At 38.9% G+C, this 16,767-nt stretch carries 17 protein-coding genes and 3 pseudogenes; 5 read left to right on the top strand and 15 right to left on the bottom strand.

The annotated features are described in order from the left end of the window. Positions 1–7 precede the first annotated feature (7 nt). On the top strand, positions 8–1,000 hold the full coding sequence (gene hemB / locus L6469_RS14345; protein WP_006281451.1) for a porphobilinogen synthase: 993 nt from the start codon (positions 8–10) through the stop codon (positions 998–1,000). Positions 1,001–1,018: 18 nt separating this feature from the next. Continuing rightward, on the top strand, positions 1,019–2,293 hold the full coding sequence (gene hemL, locus L6469_RS14350; RefSeq protein WP_006281452.1) for a glutamate-1-semialdehyde 2,1-aminomutase: 1,275 nt from the start codon (positions 1,019–1,021) through the stop codon (positions 2,291–2,293). A 108-nt stretch (positions 2,294–2,401) separates the two neighbouring features. Here the strand turns inward: hemL and L6469_RS14355 are convergent, their stop codons facing one another. From L6469_RS14355 to L6469_RS14415, 13 genes and pseudogenes are all read right to left on the bottom strand, one after another. After that, positions 2,402–2,761, bottom strand: a complete 360-nt coding sequence (locus L6469_RS14355) for an HTH domain-containing protein (RefSeq protein WP_223918739.1) — start codon at positions 2,759–2,761, stop codon at positions 2,402–2,404. After that, positions 2,751–3,722, bottom strand: coding sequence for a hypothetical protein (locus tag L6469_RS14360; protein ID WP_006281454.1), 972 nt, complete (start codon positions 3,720–3,722; stop codon positions 2,751–2,753). Before L6469_RS14360 ends, L6469_RS14355 begins: the two co-directional genes overlap by 11 nt. Positions 3,723–3,944: 222 nt before the next feature. Beyond that, complete coding sequence (locus L6469_RS14365) at positions 3,945–4,787, bottom strand: Fic family protein (RefSeq protein WP_006281455.1); 843 nt, start codon at positions 4,785–4,787, stop codon at positions 3,945–3,947. Between the two features lie 141 nt (positions 4,788–4,928). Further along, positions 4,929–5,252, bottom strand: a complete 324-nt coding sequence (locus tag L6469_RS14370; protein ID WP_006281456.1) for a hypothetical protein — start codon at positions 5,250–5,252, stop codon at positions 4,929–4,931. 97 nt (positions 5,253–5,349) lie between these two features. After that, positions 5,350–5,571: a hypothetical protein gene (locus L6469_RS14375; RefSeq protein WP_006281457.1), complete on the bottom strand. Its 222-nt coding sequence runs from the start codon at positions 5,569–5,571 to the stop codon at positions 5,350–5,352. Then, positions 5,571–6,059 (bottom strand): annotated as a pseudogene (locus L6469_RS14380) (KilA-N domain-containing protein); the annotation flags it as partial. The gene L6469_RS14375 and the pseudogene L6469_RS14380, both read right to left, overlap by 1 nt. Before the next feature lie 92 nt (positions 6,060–6,151). After that, the gene (gene imm40, locus L6469_RS14385; RefSeq protein WP_039869551.1) at positions 6,152–6,505 is read right to left on the bottom strand and encodes an Imm40 family immunity protein; all 354 of its coding nucleotides are present in this window, start codon (positions 6,503–6,505) and stop codon (positions 6,152–6,154) included. A 109-nt stretch (positions 6,506–6,614) separates the two neighbouring features. Continuing rightward, the gene (locus tag L6469_RS14390; protein ID WP_237851155.1) at positions 6,615–7,157 is read right to left on the bottom strand and encodes an SH3 domain-containing protein; all 543 of its coding nucleotides are present in this window, start codon (positions 7,155–7,157) and stop codon (positions 6,615–6,617) included. A 218-nt stretch (positions 7,158–7,375) separates the two neighbouring features. Then, on the bottom strand, positions 7,376–7,846 hold the full coding sequence (locus L6469_RS14395; protein ID WP_006281460.1) for a hypothetical protein: 471 nt from the start codon (positions 7,844–7,846) through the stop codon (positions 7,376–7,378). A gap of 203 nt (positions 7,847–8,049) precedes the next feature. Continuing rightward, on the bottom strand, positions 8,050–9,048 hold the full coding sequence (locus L6469_RS14400) for a C10 family peptidase (RefSeq protein ID WP_039869553.1): 999 nt from the start codon (positions 9,046–9,048) through the stop codon (positions 8,050–8,052). Between the two features lie 334 nt (positions 9,049–9,382). After that, positions 9,383–9,568, bottom strand: a pseudogene (locus L6469_RS14405) (DUF2149 domain-containing protein); the annotation flags it as partial. Then, a pseudogene (locus tag L6469_RS14410) lies at positions 9,559–9,813 on the bottom strand (MotA/TolQ/ExbB proton channel family protein); the annotation flags it as partial. The pseudogenes L6469_RS14410 and L6469_RS14405, both read right to left, overlap by 10 nt. Next, positions 9,804–10,073 carry a hypothetical protein gene (locus tag L6469_RS14415; protein ID WP_039869555.1) on the bottom strand — a complete coding sequence of 90 codons (270 nt, stop codon included), beginning with the start codon at positions 10,071–10,073 and terminating at the stop codon, positions 9,804–9,806. The gene L6469_RS14415 and the pseudogene L6469_RS14410, both read right to left, overlap by 10 nt. A 641-nt stretch (positions 10,074–10,714) precedes the next feature. On the opposite strand from L6469_RS14415, the gene L6469_RS14420 reads away from it, so the two are divergent. After that, positions 10,715–13,150 (top strand): sodium-translocating pyrophosphatase, encoded by a 2,436-nt coding sequence (locus L6469_RS14420; RefSeq protein ID WP_006281464.1) that lies wholly within the window; start codon positions 10,715–10,717, stop codon positions 13,148–13,150. A gap of 420 nt (positions 13,151–13,570) precedes the next feature. Here L6469_RS14420 and L6469_RS14425 read toward each other — a convergent pair whose 3' ends face one another. Beyond that, on the bottom strand, positions 13,571–14,749 hold the full coding sequence (locus tag L6469_RS14425) for a serine/threonine protein kinase (protein ID WP_006281465.1): 1,179 nt from the start codon (positions 14,747–14,749) through the stop codon (positions 13,571–13,573). Positions 14,750–15,028: 279 nt separating this feature from the next. Here L6469_RS14425 and L6469_RS14430 point away from each other — a divergent pair, with 279 nt between their 5' ends. Together L6469_RS14430 and L6469_RS14435 are read left to right on the top strand one after the other, a co-directional pair. Continuing rightward, the gene (locus L6469_RS14430; RefSeq protein WP_039869557.1) at positions 15,029–15,697 is read left to right on the top strand and encodes a hypothetical protein; all 669 of its coding nucleotides are present in this window, start codon (positions 15,029–15,031) and stop codon (positions 15,695–15,697) included. Between the two features lie 20 nt (positions 15,698–15,717). Then, entirely contained in the window at positions 15,718–16,002 is a 285-nt protein-coding gene (locus tag L6469_RS14435) for an HU family DNA-binding protein (protein WP_006281466.1), read from the top strand. Positions 16,003–16,081: 79 nt separating this feature from the next. Here the strand turns inward: L6469_RS14435 and aat are convergent, their stop codons facing one another. Then, positions 16,082–16,741, bottom strand: a complete 660-nt coding sequence (gene aat / locus L6469_RS14440) for a leucyl/phenylalanyl-tRNA--protein transferase (RefSeq protein ID WP_006281467.1) — start codon at positions 16,739–16,741, stop codon at positions 16,082–16,084. Between the last annotated feature and the right edge of the window lie 26 nt (positions 16,742–16,767).

The following is a 16,767-nucleotide window of genomic DNA, read 5'->3' on the forward strand; positions in this document are numbered from 1 at the left end:
TATAACAATGAAAAGATTCAGAGAATATCGTAAAGATCAAAGTACACGCGATCGTTATGCTGACGTATTTGTCAACGCAGAAGATTTTATCTACCCTTACTTTGTCGTAGAAGGTGAAAACGTAAAACACGAAATTGCATCTATGCCAGGTGTATATCACTTCTCTATCGACCTGCTGCTCAAGGATATCGCAGAAGTGAAAGAGTTGGGTATCAATAAGTTGCTTCTCTTTGGCGTTATACCAGACGAAGAGAAAGACGAGCGTGGATCTGCCGGTTACGATGAAAATGGTATTATCTGCAAGGCTATCCGTGCTATCAAGGCCGAATACCCAGATATGATTGTCATCGCCGACGTATGTCTCTGCGAATATACCAGTCACGGTCACTGTGGACTGATTCATAATCACGATGTGGACAACGACTCTACCCTGCCATTGTTGGCTCAGGAAGCATACGTATATGCTAAGGCTGGTGCCGACTGGGTAGCTCCTTCTGCAATGATGGACGGACAGATTGCTGCCATCAAGAGCAAACTTGTAGAAAACGGCTTGTATCCTAAGTGTAAGATATTGGGTTACTCTGCCAAATATGCATCAGCCTTCTACGGTCCTTTCCGTGATGCTGCTGACTCTACCCCAGCCTTCGGTGACCGCAGAACCTATCAGATGGACTATCGTACACACGATCAGGGACTTGAAGAGATTGCAGACGATATCGAAGAAGGTGTAGATGCTACTATGGTTAAACCAGGTATGCCATATCTCGACATGATCGCTCGTGCCGTAGAGCGTTTCCCTGAAATACCAATGGTAACTTATCAGGTAAGTGGCGAATATAGTATGCTCAAGGCTGCTTCGCTGAAGGGCTGGCTTGATGAGCCACGTGTCGTATTCGAAAGTCTTATCGCCTTTAAGCGCGCAGGTGCAAAATATATCATTTCCTATTATGCTAAGGAATATATGCAGAAGTGGGCTGAACGCTATACCATTAAGAAGTAATCAAGCAGCTATAAAACTATGAACGAAAGAAAAAATTCAAAGTTGGCTTTCGAACGGGCCTGCAACGTCATTCCAGGTGGCGTAAACAGTCCTGTACGTGCTCTGAAAGCAGTAGGAACAACACCGCTGTTTGTTAGCCATGCCAAGGATACTTATATATATGATATCGACGATAACAAGTTTATCGATTTCTGTATGTCTTGGGGTGTATTCATCCTCGGTCATAATCAGGATACAGTGAGCAAGGCTGCTGCAGAAGCTGTCATGCGTGGCAGTAGCTATGGTATCTGTACTGAGGCTGAAACTGTGCTTGCCAATAAGGTAAGGGAAGCTTTCCCAAGCATGGAAAAACTGCGCTTTGTCAACTCGGGTACAGAGGCTACGATGAGTGCTATCCGTGTAGCTCGCGGCTATACAGGAAGAGATATTTTGGTAAAATTTGAAGGTTGCTATCATGGTCATGCTGATCATCTGCTGGTAGCTGCTGGTAGTAGTGTAGCTACGCTGAACAATGCCTCTTCTGCAGGTGTTCCTCAGGGATTTACCCAGTATACCGTGGTATTGCCTTATAATGACACTGAAGCGCTGGAGAAATATTTCGCAGAACATGGTGACGAAGTAGCAGCACTGATTCTTGAACCTGTAGCTTGTAATATGGGTGTAGTTCCTCCTACCCGTGAATTCTTGGAAGCTACTCGCCGTCTCACTAGTGCTCATGGTAGCGTACTTATCTTTGATGAGGTTATTACCGGTTTCCGTTTGAGTTTTGGTGGCGCCCAACAGCGATTTGGTATCAAACCGGATATGACAACTGTCGGTAAGATTGTTGGTGGTGGATTCCCTGCTGCTGCCTTTGGAGGTAAGAAAGAAATCATGGATATGCTTGCCCCAGAAGGTCCTGTTTACCAGGCTGGTACACTAAGTGGTAACCCTGTAGCGATGGCTGCCGGCATTGCCACACTAGACCAACTGAAGCAGCCAGGATTTTATGACGAGCTCGAAGAGCGTGCTAACGACTTCTGCGCCCGCCTTGAGAAGATCATCGAAGGTAAAGACATCTATCTGAACCATTGTGGTACGATGTTCACCCTTTTCTTCAACCAAAAGAATCCAACTAATTTCCAGGAGACCAAGGCCAGCGATCAGGAGAGATTCGCCCGTTACTTCAACAATATGTTGGAAAGAGGTATCTATGTTAGTCCATCACAATTTGAAGGCAACTTCATCAGTCGTTGTCACACTCCTGAAATTCTCGACTACGTGCTCAAGAGTATCGAGGAAAGTATCGAATAAAATAGGAAAAAGCACCGTAGGTGCAAACTGTACATATATAAAAGAGGAAATGTTCACAGCAAATGAACATTTCCTCTTTTTATGCTAATGGAATTGGGCTAAATCAAATCAGTGACTAACAGAAATTATAACCCACTTACCATCATTATCCTTGCCTTCACGCTTCAGAGCACCAAGCTTCTGTAAAGCAGAAAGGTCACGCTCAATGGTGCGTTGGCTCACCGACAAAGTCTCCGACATTTGTTTGCCAGTTATTGTCGGAGATTCTTTGATAAGATTAAGCATTTTCTGCTGACGCTCAGTGAGTTTCGTCTCCGACACGTCTCCGTAATGGTCTCCGACATTCGAGGTGTCGGAAGAGGCAAAGGTCTCATTACAAATGCGCGTGAGTCCACTACCTCGCTTTTCCATATAGTCAAGCTGAGCCATCACATTTGCAAGTATGGGATTACGCCTTTCAGACGACACATCTTTGATGAGATTTTTTCTTGGGTAAATATTCTGCGTCTTTTAGTACGATATAATACCAAATGATGGATATTACGAATATTCCTAAAGTCCATAAGATATCTTCAAGATATTGCTTATAAAGATTAAATGCTCTAACAAACACAGGTTCTCCGTATTTGGTGTGCGGATCATCTGAAATAGCCATTCTAAAAGCAGAGCGATTGTAACCGTATTCATCATCAAGAACCTCTATATACGTTGAATCTTCTGATGAATAATTTTTCATCTCGGCCGTTGCCCTATTTACGAATTTCCGCATTTTTTCTCCACTATACCACAAAAAGCAATGTTCTCGGACATCAAAACACAACCATACACGCTTTTGAGATTTCACAGGAACAACTCCATTGAAATACATCTTTGTTCCGCTTCTTGAACTACTTTCTGTATGATAGTTTACCCCAAAATGTGTAGTGTCGATTTCAACTCCAGCAATTTTATAGTAGCAAAAACCTGGATTGCGCTTAATCTGATTTACATTTGAAATTCTAGTAATCTTTCTGTGTAACCGAAGTGTCAACAAACTGGAAAGGCCCATCATCAACCACATAAAAAGGATAAATGGTATGCATATTGCCACCAGCTTTGTTTTTCTACGTCTATAATCTCTTATTACTACATATCGGAGTGTTGGCCATACAAGAAGCAGACAAGCCAAAACAGACACACCAAATTGAATCAAGTTGTGCATATGTTTGTCAAATACCGATGGCATCAGTTCAAACACAATCTCTGTAACCAACATATTAAGAACCAGAATAACAAGTTCTATAGTGCCAAACTTAACAAGCACATTTTTAAGATTCTCCTTAATATAGTAAATATTGTATCTTAATTTCATTTCACTTAACTCAATATGCCAATGTGTACCGGGGTCTGGATGAACGAGGGACGGTTCATTTTCGTCAGGTAAAGTCATAACTATTATACCTTAACGGGTACAAAGTTATATATTTTTTTAATAATATACCAAAACGGGTATATTTTTTAATGTAATCTTTTGTTTTATACCCGAACTGATATATTTTTCAAAGAATTACACGCAATCACCAAAGGGAAAGAGTTTATCATTTAAGATACGGTACACATTTACGGATTTCCACGGGAATCGTCTCAACCTGGGATGAATCCCGTGTGATTTTCAGGCGGACCATGCAGGCGCGGGTGTTAATGTGAAGATATAACCGAAGTCTGTCTCTTTTATTTTTACATCACCTCCATATAGGTCATCATATGTCCCTAAAAAGAAACTGGTTATGATAGCAAATCTTCCTTCGACGCCTAATGATTTGAAAGCGTCTTTGATTTCAGAGAATCGAATCCGATAAATAGCTTCTGCTCGATGCATTAGAAATTGTACATTGTAGTGCTGCCAGATGTTTCCTTGTATCTCATACAGATATAATTCTGGTGTTTCGTAGATCCATGTGCCATTGTCTTGGAACATTTCCTTCTTCATCTTGTATGCAGATTGGAAGCAACGAGCATCTCCTATGGGAAGTGTAGAATGGTATTGTTCCTCCATCACAGGTAATCCTGAGGCAAACTGAGGTAATGCTTCTGTAAATTCCGCAATCAGTCGGTTCACCCTTTCCTCTGACACACCTTCTGCTTGTATTCCATTCGTTTCGTTTTTCAGCAATGGTTTCCCTAAATCTGTCAAGTAATACTTTTGAGTTGGACTTTTAGGTGAATTAGGATGTGTCATAGCGACCAATCCCTCCGAAATAAGAGGATCTATAACATTCGCCTTGAAATAGGTTGAATCTTTCTGCCCACAAAAATGTCTCATGTTTTTTGCCGACATGGGAGAGACCATTTTTCGAAGCAGTTCACCAATGTTGGGGATACTTAGTGACAGCTTAACGATTACTTGGTGATTACTTAGCGACTGCTTAGTGACCACATGTTCTTTACTTATTTCTGGTTTCGCTATTATCTCATTTCCCTTGGCATCATATTCCACAGAGTATATGATTGTCATAAACTGGCTTATAGTTGATTTGAATACAGGTTTCAAGTCTTCCGCACCGTTTGCCCACTATACATGCCACCTGGAGAAATTAATTGAAGTTCTTCTACTGTACAATTCCTACTTTTCATGAATTCTACCAATATTATAAGTTCATTTAACAGGTACAAAACAATTAACCTCGCCTAATTTATTTTTCATAACAAGTGTATCCTTGCGAAATGAAATATGTTGTACGATAGTTTCTCCCCAATAATCTAGGGACATACTATCGCCTGCAAACTGATAAGGGACTGCCACAATAGGATACTCATCTACATAATACAAACTATCCTTATCGATTTTGAACACTGTAACCTCATCACCACTTGGCGCCCAAAAACCAAATAATCGGGACTGTAAACTTTGTTGAGGCGAAGAGGCCATGCAAGACAACAGGGCAAAAGCTACTATTGAAATAAAAAATATTTTTTTCATATTCAAACAAATCTTATAATATAAACATTTTTTTAAAACAATTAGTATAACTAATAGCATCATTTTTTAATGATACTATCAGTTATTAAAGATATTGCTAGTATTGTTTTATTTCTATATGAAATGCAGGATCATGAGAATTAAGTGGATCTAGTAATTTTGTCACTCGCTTCAACAGCGCATTATGAAACACACTTCGCTTATCAATAGGAACTCTTTGATAGGAAATATCAATAACATTTATTTTCTTTAATGTTTCAGGTGTTCCACAATAATGAGATACATTATAAGGTCCTACTTCATAGATTTTATCTATCATCTTTTGATGGCATCTGTATGGATGCGATAGTTGATTTTGGATAGCTCTCTCTTGGCAGTCCATCCCAATTGTTTCTGTTCCTCCTCTTTCAGTCTCTGGAACTCGTCAATTAGGTAGAGTTTGAAGGTAACACTAATGGCAGTTCCAAACTCGAAAGCAATATCTTTGAATGCGTAGGTGCCACCATAGCGCCCTTTTTTCACAATGATACCAATGGCATTAGTCTTCTCAATCCATTCACTCACGCTCATCACGAAACTTGGCAAACCTGCCTGCATTCTAAAGTGGTCAAATTCGACCACTTTAAAATAGGGATTGTGTATCATCTCCCAAGTTCCCAGAAACTCTATAGTATAGCGAGTGCGAATCCAGTTCTTGATGATGTCTGCTGCACGGCTTTCACTTTGCTTGCCGTTTGCCATATCGGTGAGTGATATGTAGTCTTTGTCGTTATAAGACAAGACTGTTATTTCCGTGTTCTGAACCGTTTTGTTATCTCATATATTCTATGCACCTTTGTCCCCGACAACGAGCCATTGAAACAGGCTGGTGGCTCAGCGTCGGGAAGTCTTTGATTCGATTATTCTAATTGATCTTCTAGGACAAAGGAAAATAAAGGCCTATCACAAGAATGATTTTTAAAAGTCCTTATGTAAGATTCAGATTTATTACAACTATTTTGCACGTAATCATAAAATGACTCATTTGGAATCCTATCATAATACCAATTATCATCTGAGTTCTCTATAGTAGAATTATTCATACTATATACATCACCACCTAAGATTGGAATCACTAAAAGTTTGCATATTTGCACTATTTTAAGCGCTTCTTGGTATGGAAAAGCATAGCCTTCAATACCTAAATTTTTCAAGGAATAATATTCGGAAATATCATTATCTTGAATAATTGAAATTATATCATTCTGTTTCATTTAAAGGGACTAAATAATCTATGATTAATATCTCCGTTTGGCTCTTTGATAAATTCAAAATAGTCTTATTACAAATAGTTTCATATCTAATAAACGTACTTAAAATTATTTAATCAAACATGAATATTATCATTTTCTTTTTAATATCCATAGGGCATTTATCAAATGGTAGTATTCGTTTACGATATATATATCCGATAAATAAACTCCCATCATCAGAATAAGCCCTGCACCAATCACTTCCCCAAATTGGGGTATATAAAAATATCTGGTTCCTACGAATCTTTGTCTTTACTTTTGACTTCGTTGAAGGTCTCTCTCTGACATAGGTGAAACCATCTGGGTCATTAATCACAGCAGGAAATTTCATGTAATCCTCTTTATATAGAAGATTACATCCTTTACTATCATAGACGCAATTGATATCAGAATATCTGAAGCTGCGAGGTGGTTCAGTAGTTACCATAAAATACAGTGCTTTATTCCCCAAACCAAGTTCTACAACGGAATCTAACGGGTTACCGTAACTGAAAACATGTGCCTTGGTGATTGCTGCAAAAATAATACTATCACTTTTGTCTTGATAGAGCGACTTGACAGAATAAGTATTGTCCCCTATATCTATGCATTTTGACTGGCATGTTCCTAACACTTTATAAAGATCATATATACAATCTTTACAAGAGTGTTGTGCATGTGTGGATAAAAAGCATACGCATGCTAAAATTAACACAGTTGTACATTTCTTCATAATCATAATTTATTGAATCTGCACATTTAGATGAACTTATGAGGTGAAATATATGAGAAAATAAAATTAACAACATTCCAATCTCCATCAGGGATTGTGTAACTTTTGCAGTTAGAGGCTCATATATGAATTAAAACACATACAAGAACAGCCCCCACTATCATGTCAGCAATCACAAACAACAAGCATTGATAACGCCATTTTTTTATATTGATGTCACGTATGCTTTCGAAGTACTCAAAATAGCAATGGTCATATTTTGATATGGACATCATATAAAGCGACAAACAAAATAATATCAATACAATATAGCAGACCATTATTTTGTGCCCTAGAAAGAGGCTAAATAGAACCATAAACAACAAGGCTATAGGTGCAGAAAGAATACCAATTATAGCGATTGAATGATTGTTAGCCACCCATAGCGAATTACGTCTTAATCGTTTTTTATCATAATGCCCTAGTATGTTTTTGCCAAATGTTATCTTTGCGTCTATTGCCAAATCCCATTGGGAAAGCATATCACTTATAACATAATTTAGAATATTGTAATAATAGACAAATGTTCCCAAATAATTTCTTTTCTTCATATTTTAATTATTGGTTACCTTTGCAAAGAATCTATCTGCAAAGGTAACACTTTTTTATTAAGAAACTATTTATATACTTCAATATTATACCCGATATTAGCGCCAATCCGTGTTATACCTTATCTTCCCCTGAGCAGAGGATAAGAAAGGTATAGCTGAAAACATGAGTAAGGACACTATTGCAACTCACTTATAAATTTCCTTTATTTGCGGATACCCGTTATCAATTTTAAATGATTGAAAACTCCATCATAATAGTATCCATCAAAATTTCCTGACCATCCAAAATTGCAGTGCAAATAATATTTCTTTTCATAAGAAATACCTTCTACCTTACCGTAAATAGAATAGTCTGTCATCGTTCTTATAAGTTCTCTCGCACCATCAATAAGCCAGCAATGACCAAGATAGTCTGTACTTACTTCAAAGCCTAACACGTAATGCTTCTTATACAAATCACTGCCTGAAACCAAGACTGGAGCACCTTGACGAATTTCACTCAATACTGCATCATAACTATAGTCCACTTCCTGACCACAAGATGAATAGCCAAAATGAGCTAAAGTGCGAGAAATATCTGCAATATGTCCATCATTTTCTATTACAGGTGTAAAATTATTATACGGATATCCTTGATCCCATTGTACTTTGCATGGACCTTCTGGTAAATCGATATACTCTTCACTCCAAGGGCTGTATACAATGCTATCTTTTATACGATGATTTGGTATACCCTGCTTCGCAAGGACGTTGTAGCTTGCATCTGTATATTCTAAGAAAAGGATGAATCCCGGATTATTAATCACAGAATCCTTCTTCAACTGTCCTGTCTCTGTGATAGCCAAAAGTGGACCAAGACGAGTATCATTGGACATGATAGCATAACCACCATTATCCTTAAAATTGAAGACATAGACATAATTAGAGTCTACGTTCTCTCCAGAAGTACTACGGCTTACGAGTTTCTGAGTACTATACCCTTCAGCTATCTGTGGAATCTGCCCTTTATTTGCTCGAGTAGATTGAATAGAAAGAGAACGAAGAATAGATTCCAAGGAATCTTTTGCAGCATCAAACGTTAAGTGAGTAGACTTTTCTGCTGTAGGTTCGTACCCGGGAATTGGATCCGGTAGATACACATCCTTCTGACGGCATCCGGTCAGGAGAACGATAAATAATAAAAAAGATAAAAATTGTTTCATAATGGTTATTTTAATAAAATCTCTCTTTGCTTGCAAAATTACTAATTTATCACGAAAAAAACAAACATATTGATTTTTTTTAAATAAAAGATATAATTTATATTATCTGTAATAATTTTAGTACTAAATGGAATATTATACCGATTTTTTATTTATAGAAAAACTTTTATAAGACTGATATTTATAGGCTCCATTTATCAACTCTTATAACCTAGAACCGTTTAAATCCTATATAGTAAAATTAGGCAGTACCCTCTGTGATGGTACTGCCTGTTTTTACTATTTACTAATCTAATCATCAACGAGGCCTTCGCCTCGCTGGATGTGGAAACACCTATTCAGGAACATAGATGATTTCACCATTATCAAGTTGATAGGCTACACCCACCTTCTTTCCTTTGTTTTGATTCTTTGAAGACTGATTCTTTGAAGGGGTATATCGGTTTATCTTCTTGCCCTCCTTGGTGATAATCTCCATATTCTCCTTGCCGGGATTCTTCACCATACTGAAATCTTCCTGATATACGCAATGACAAGCACGTTATCTGTCTTTGGGAGTTTTGCTATGACATCATCAAGTGTCTCGGCTGTCACATCCGTGAGTGCCTTTCGCACATAAGCCGACATCTTTCTGATGGTGAGATACTGCCCAAAGAAACTACCAATAAGCAGTAGTGCACGAATAAAGACGATGATAAGAATGACAATGACTGGCACAAGCAGTCCTGTGCTAATCCAGTAAAGTATGTCTGAAATTATTTCCATTTTTTTTGTTTTTTTCTAAAATAACCAATTCCACCACAAAGGACGGCGATTGCGATAAATGTAAGTAGGGCTCGCCATTCTATCGGGTCTGATCCCTTGAAATTTGTGCTGCCATTGACTGTACTAACTATGCCAAGGATAAGTACCAGAGCTGCGGATAGAAAGAGCAGTTCAAGCCGGAGTGCCTTTTGTGGCAACAATAATCGGAGAGCGTAAGTACCTCCTATCATAGTAAACGGTGCGCCGGCTAACTTTGCCATCGTAGATAAGTTTGCCAGAAAGCATACAGTATGCCATTTGCCATATTACCTCAAGCGTGAGCACAACCGAAGTATCGAGCATGAGTTGCTGATTTCCCAACCACGCACTTGATCGAGCGTCAGGGAATCGTACAATGCTGTTTCCTTGTCGTGTTTTATATTACCCTTTAGCGTATTATGATCAATGTCTGCCGCCTGTATGGTAGGAGCCACACTGGCAAGCAGAACATTTGAAAGAAATTTACTAAATAAAAACAAGACTTTTGATTATGCTAAATATACCCCTAAAGATGAATAGATTATATAATAATGTATAACGACGACTTCGTATTTGACAAGTACAGTTATCAAAACACCTATAACATTCCTCATTTAACCCAAGTGTTGCCCCCAAACAGGACAAAAAGATAAAATATATTTGGAACTTATTTGAATATTTTATATCTTTGTTCTTGCGTTTATTCGCAAATGTATATCAAGTTTCAGCATATCATACAACTAAATGTTTCAACAAATAAAAATCGTTATATAAAAAATATTATCGAATATATGTTTCAGCAAAGACTATACACGTTATATTAATACAATGTATATCAATATGGACATATCATGGAAATCAGTAACAATTAACTTATATCAATATGAAAAAATTACTTATGTTAATGTTGACCGCAACCTGCGCAACACCACTTTTGGCAAGCGAAGCTGATCTGGTCATTCCTGAAAGTATCCACGAGTTTGGATTTTTACATTGGGGATTTTTGGTAACACTCCTCGGGTTTATCTTCGGTATTTATTATTTCGCCAAAACAAAGGCTCTTCCTGTACATGAGCGTATGGAAGACATCGGAGAAGTAATCTATAAAACATGTTCTACTTATCTGAAACAGCAAGGTAAATTTCTTGCAACCCTTTTTATTTTCATCGGTGTTATCGTAGCCCTTTACTTCGGTGTTCTCTCAGAAGGCACTACTACTGGCGGTGTCCTCCTTATTTTATTATGGACCATTATCGGTATCTGTGGCTCATACGGTGTAGCTGCTTACGGTATCCGTATGAACACGTATGCTAATGCACGTATGGCCTTTGCATCACTGAAGCGAAATCCACTCAACCTGCTTAATATTCCTCTGAATGCTGGTATGAGTATCGGTGTGATGTTGGTATGTGTAGAGCTCTTCTTGATGCTCGTCATCCTGCTTTTCATGCCTACCAACTTGGCTGGTAGCTGTTTCGTAGGTTTCGCCATTGGTGAGTCTTTGGGTGCTTCAGCCCTTCGTATCGCAGGTGGTATCTTTACCAAAATTGCTGATATCGGTTCAGACTTGATGAAAGTAATCTTCAAGATTGGTGAGGATGACCCACGTAACCCTGGTGTTATCGCAGACTGTACGGGTGATAATGCAGGAGACTCTGTAGGTCCTACTGCTGATGGTTTCGAGACATACGGTGTGACAGGTGTTGCATTAGTTTCATTTGTACTACTCGCAGTACCAAATGCTGCCGCTCAGACTCAGCTTCTTATCTGGATCTTCTCTATGCGTATTCTGATGGCTGTAACATCTGTTGTTGCCTTCTATATTAATAAAGGTGTAAGCAATGCTAAATATGGCGGTAACGAAGACCTCGACTTTGAAGCTCCACTGACGAACTTAATCTGGATTGCTTCTATCCTTAGTATCATTGCTACCTATGCCGTATCATACTTCCAGCTGGCAAGTATGGGTAATGACCTTTGGTGGATTTTCGCTACTATCATTTCTTTGGGTACTTTGGGAGCAGCTGTTATTCCAGAGATTACCAAGGTATTTACCTCTCCAAAGAGTGGCCACGTACTCGAAGTAGTAAAGGCTTCTCATCATGGTGGCGCTTCGCTGAATATCCTTTCTGGTTTCGTAACGGGTAACTTCTCTGGCTTCTGGACAGGTTTAGTCTTCGTATTGCTTATGTTCGTGGGCTATGCTGCAAGTATCAATATCGAAGAAAGCCTGATGTCTTACCCAGCTATCTTTGCCTTCGGCCTAATCGCTTTCGGTATGCTCGGTATGGGTCCTGTGACTATCGCAGTAGACTCTTATGGCCCTGTAACTGATAATGCACAGAGTGTATACGAATTGAGCCTTATCGAGGATATGCCTAATAAGGATCAGGAAATCGAACAGAATTATGGTTTTACTCCTGATTGGGAGAAGAGTAAATATTATCTGGAGCAGAACGATGGTGCTGGTAACACTTTCAAAGCTACAGCTAAACCGGTATTGATCGGTACTGCAGTAGTAGGTGCAACAACCATGATTTTCTCTATTATCTTGGTTATCAAAAACGTTTTGGGTATCGATCCAGCAAGTGTACTGAATATTTTAAATCCTTATACCATTCTTGGTTTCTTGTTGGGTGGTTGTGTTATTTACTGGTTTACCGGTGCAAGTACACAGGCTGTTACTGTAGGTGCTAACCGCGCCGTTGCCTTTATCAAGGATCACATCAAACTCGATCCTAACGCACCTAAGAAGGCTGACTCTAAGAGTAGTGTTGAGGTGGTTAAGATATGTACACAGTATGCTCAGAAGGGTATGTGGAATATCTTTATCGCTATCTTCTTCTTTGCATTAGGTTTTGCTTGTTTAGCTTCTCCTGCAAGTATCGGTGGTAACAATGCGGTATCATTATTCGTTAGTTATCTTATCAGTATTGCCCTCTTTGGTTTGTTCCAGGCTGTATTTATGGCTAATGCAGGTGGTAGCTGGGATAATGCTAAGAAGGTGGTGGAAGTAGATCTGGCTTTGAAGGGCACAGACCTTCACGATGCTTCTGTAGTAGGTGATACTGTAGGTGATCCATTTAAGGATACTTCTTCTGTATCGCTGAACCCTATCATCAAGTTTACTACCCTCTTCGGTTTGTTGGCTATGGAGATGGCTATTAGCGAATCTTTCCGTGAGTTGGCACCATATTTTGGTATTCTCTTCGTGCTTATCGCTATCGTCTTCGTATGGCGTTCATTCTACAAGATGCGTATCGATGACTCTATGGAGAATATCCTGGAACAGTACAACAATAAGAAAACTGAAGAATAATCTATCTTAACGCATATTACTCATCTTGCACTTCGTAGGCAAGTTCTCAATAGAAGTGCAAGATGACTGATTCAACTTAAAAAGTCTCCATCTTAAACTATATAAGATGGAGACTTTTTTGCATCCCTACGCATGTACACTTGCTTATCCATCAGATAACGCCTAACTATCAAGAGCTACTAACTATCAGATATAGCAGCTTTACCATCAGATAGCAGCTTAGCGGCGGCTAACTTATCCAGCAGCATTCCCCCATGAGTAAAGACATAAAAAAACGATATAATTCCATATCGACAAAAATATGAAATTATATCGGTCTATTGAAACTCTAAAAATACCGTCGTCAGCTACGTTTTAATCTTCAACAGAGCTGACGCTTTAACTTGTATCTACCTATAGTTTTATTTACTTCTTGGCTTATTACTTCTTGAGCTGAGCCTTCTTGCCATTAATATAATCAGCAAAGAATTTATCAAAAGCCTCAAGATCAGCGCCTTTCAACTGATAAGCACGAAGAATACCTTTATAATAACGAGCGACCTGCTTACCAGGATAACCCTGTTTTACACCATTAATATAAGGGGCAAATATTTTATCGAGATCGGCAGTAACTGCACCCTGAATCTGATTAACAGCATCACTGGCCGTTGCGGCAGCTGGTTGATTCTCCACAGTTGCTGCAGCTTGGTCTGGTGCAGGAGTCTGAGCAGGAGCACTCGCCTGTGCATCAGCATAAGCAGCGTTACCATTAGCACTGGCATCACCATTCTCTGAAGCCACAGTCTCAGTAGAATCTGTCTGAGCTGTATCGTCTGCAGCAGTAACGTCACCTCCAAACTGAGTTACAGCTAAGAAGATGGCCAACACAATAACAGCAGCACCAACGATGCCACCCACAAGCTTGAGATTAAGCTCACCACCATGATTACCACCATGTTCGAGTGCCTGAATTGCATCCTCTGCTTGCTCATAACGCTCATAACGGCCAAAAGAACAACACCGCTCGATAACCTTGGTAGCCATACTGCCTAAATTCATATCCTTAAGCAACATACCAATGGAATAGATATCAGCATAACCATCTACCGTCATTGTTCCATCTCGAAGCTCTGGTGCAAGATACTTCAACGAAACACTCTGTTCAGCACTCTCATCCGTATCGAGGAAACGGAAATCAATAAGTTTAACCTGATCACCTTGATTCGTAATCAAAATATTAGATGGCTTCAGATTACCATGAACCACCTTATTCTTATGCAGATAATCTACAGCAGAAGCCAACTGATGTAAAACTGCAAACTTTTCTTCGTCAGAGTGTCGCTCTTGAATATACTCCTTTAACGAACGACCATTGATATATTCCAATACGATACACGTACCCTGATTCTCGGTTTCGATCAAGTCGATGTATTTTACAATACCCTCATGATTCAAAGCAGAGCACTTTTTGTACTCACGCTGCAAAAGGTGAGCAAACTGCTTACGAGACTGATATTCTAACTTAAGTCCCTTTAAGATATAGGTATCCTTGCCACTTTGACAAGAATAATAGGCATAGATTCCCTTGCTGCGAATCTGCTTAATTTCTGTGTAATTCATCTCTTCACTCATTTCGCATTGAAAATAACTTCATTTTAAGTTTCAAAGTTACAAATCATTTTGTAATTTTAAAAGAATAAATGATTATTCACTCCTAATATTAAGCAATTTTAAATAATTGATTAAAAAAATGCTAAATTTCAAATGATTTTACTTCTGAAAAAGGAAAGTTTTTATTTAAAAGATAGCGACTATATCAGAAAATTTCGCTATTTTTGCAATCACATCTATGCACTTCTTGGAATAGTAAAGAAAAATTTTGCAATGGTTTAGACTCAAATGAAGCTAAAACAAGATATCTTACAAAGCCAACCTCATCGTGTACAAAAACTATTCACACAATGGGAAAACTATATGGAAGCTCATGTTGCTTTTTGGTCTTTACCTGGCAATCTGGACATTCATACGGAAGCACATAGTGCACGTGTACTGCTCCATGCACTCCGCATTGGCCAGTTAAGAAATCTTAGCGATAATGCCATGACTGCTCTTGCTCATACCTGCATTTTTCACGACACTCGTCGCAAAGATAATTATAGGGATATCGGTCATGGGGATCGTGCCGCTGAATATTATGCGGATTTCTGCAAACTGCAGAGTCAAGAGAATAAAACTTCTATTTCCTTTTACCAAGAGGCTTACGATGCTATGAAATATCATGATCGTAATGATGATATCGGGGATAAAGCTATCGCTGTGTCGCATATCGGAAATGACGAGGGTACGACTATAGGACAGGAAATATATCATATCTTCAAAGATGCTGATGCACTCGATAGATATCGACTGGGGGACTGGTGTTTGGATGAACGCTTTTTGAGAACTCCCGAATCGAAAAATATGACCAAGTTCGCTCTTGATCTGGTATTATGCACAACCCCACCAGACGAGCTCAAGAAGGTTTGGGATCTGACACTACCCTTTAAGCCCAAGAATTCTAATCATTAAACTATATAAATATAATAAATATGAATAAGACAGAACTTATAAGCAAGGTAGCAGAACAGGCTAACTTGACTAAAGCTGAATCTAGCAAATTAGTTAACGCTGTATTAGGTGCTATCGCAGACAACCTCTGCGAAGGTGACGGTCTGTTGGCTATTCCTGACTTTGGCCGCTTTCAGGTAAAGCAAGTGCCTGAGCGTACTGGTATCAATCCTTCTACTAAAGAGAAGATTGTTATCCCTGCTCACGATAAAATCGTATTTAAGGCTTCAGATAATATGAGCATCTATAGCAGAAAACATCAGTAAACTGAATGTCATATAAAAAGGACACTTCTATTGAAATAGAGGTGTCCTTTTTGTATGTAGGTATATTCAGTCGGAATCATTAAAAATCTTCGTGAATCAGTCTGAGATATTCATCATAGTCAATATACTTAGCGCCCATCGACTTGAGATGAGGAGTTTCTAACTGACAATCGATTACCGTACCTCCTCTATCTTTCATCATATTGGAAAGATAGATTAAAGCGAGTTTAGATGCCGAAGGCTCAAGAGAGAACATACTTTCGCCGAAGAAGGCTCTACCCAAAGTTACGCCATAAAGACCACCTACTAATTTGTCGCCATTCCACACTTCCACACTTGCAGCGAATCCTTGATGATATAGTTCGGTATAAGCCTGAATCATATCTTCACCAAGCCATGCCCCTTCCTGCTCGATACGATTTTGTGCTTTACTGCATCCCTGTATCACTTCATCAAAAGCCTTATTGAACGTAACGCGATATTTTCCACTACGAATAAGTTGCTTCATAGAGTGACTAACATGAGCTTCGCCTGGAATAATGACGAAGCGTTTCATCGGACAAAACCACATGATATCGGGTGCATCCCTGAAACTATACCATGGAAATATACCATAGTTATAAGCTAACAACAGGCGGTCAATACTCAGATCGCCACCTATTGCTATCAGTCCATCTTCATCTCCACCTCGCGGATCTGGAAATGCGATTTCATTTTTATCTAATTCGTATACTGCCATTTAAGGGTAAATTGATAAATTTGTCA

Origin of the sequence: Segatella baroniae B14, from assembly GCF_022024235.1 — a bacterium.
GTDB lineage: Bacteria > Bacteroidota > Bacteroidia > Bacteroidales > Bacteroidaceae > Prevotella > Prevotella bryantii.

Coding starts and splice junctions, on each gene's coding strand:
- L6469_RS14375 (WP_006281457.1), bottom strand. CDS start 5,571: ATGATAGATAAAATCTATGAAGTAGGACCTTATAATGTATCTCATTAT.
- L6469_RS14435 (WP_006281466.1), top strand. CDS start 15,718: ATGAATAAGACAGAACTTATAAGCAAGGTAGCAGAACAGGCTAACTTG.
- L6469_RS14400 (WP_039869553.1), bottom strand. CDS start 9,048: ATGAAACAATTTTTATCTTTTTTATTATTTATCGTTCTCCTGACCGGA.
- imm40 (WP_039869551.1), bottom strand. CDS start 6,505: ATGAAACAGAATGATATAATTTCAATTATTCAAGATAATGATATTTCC.
- L6469_RS14365 (WP_006281455.1), bottom strand. CDS start 4,787: ATGACAATCATATACTCTGTGGAATATGATGCCAAGGGAAATGAGATA.
- L6469_RS14420 (WP_006281464.1), top strand. CDS start 10,715: ATGAAAAAATTACTTATGTTAATGTTGACCGCAACCTGCGCAACACCA.
- L6469_RS14395 (WP_006281460.1), bottom strand. CDS start 7,846: ATGAAGAAAAGAAATTATTTGGGAACATTTGTCTATTATTACAATATT.
- hemL (WP_006281452.1), top strand. CDS start 1,019: ATGAACGAAAGAAAAAATTCAAAGTTGGCTTTCGAACGGGCCTGCAAC.
- aat (WP_006281467.1), bottom strand. CDS start 16,741: ATGGCAGTATACGAATTAGATAAAAATGAAATCGCATTTCCAGATCCG.
- L6469_RS14370 (WP_006281456.1), bottom strand. CDS start 5,252: ATGAAAAAAATATTTTTTATTTCAATAGTAGCTTTTGCCCTGTTGTCT.
- L6469_RS14430 (WP_039869557.1), top strand. CDS start 15,029: ATGAAGCTAAAACAAGATATCTTACAAAGCCAACCTCATCGTGTACAA.
- L6469_RS14425 (WP_006281465.1), bottom strand. CDS start 14,749: ATGAATTACACAGAAATTAAGCAGATTCGCAGCAAGGGAATCTATGCC.
- L6469_RS14415 (WP_039869555.1), bottom strand. CDS start 10,073: ATGGCAAAGTTAGCCGGCGCACCGTTTACTATGATAGGAGGTACTTAC.
- L6469_RS14360 (WP_006281454.1), bottom strand. CDS start 3,722: ATGACTTTACCTGACGAAAATGAACCGTCCCTCGTTCATCCAGACCCC.
- hemB (WP_006281451.1), top strand. CDS start 8: ATGAAAAGATTCAGAGAATATCGTAAAGATCAAAGTACACGCGATCGT.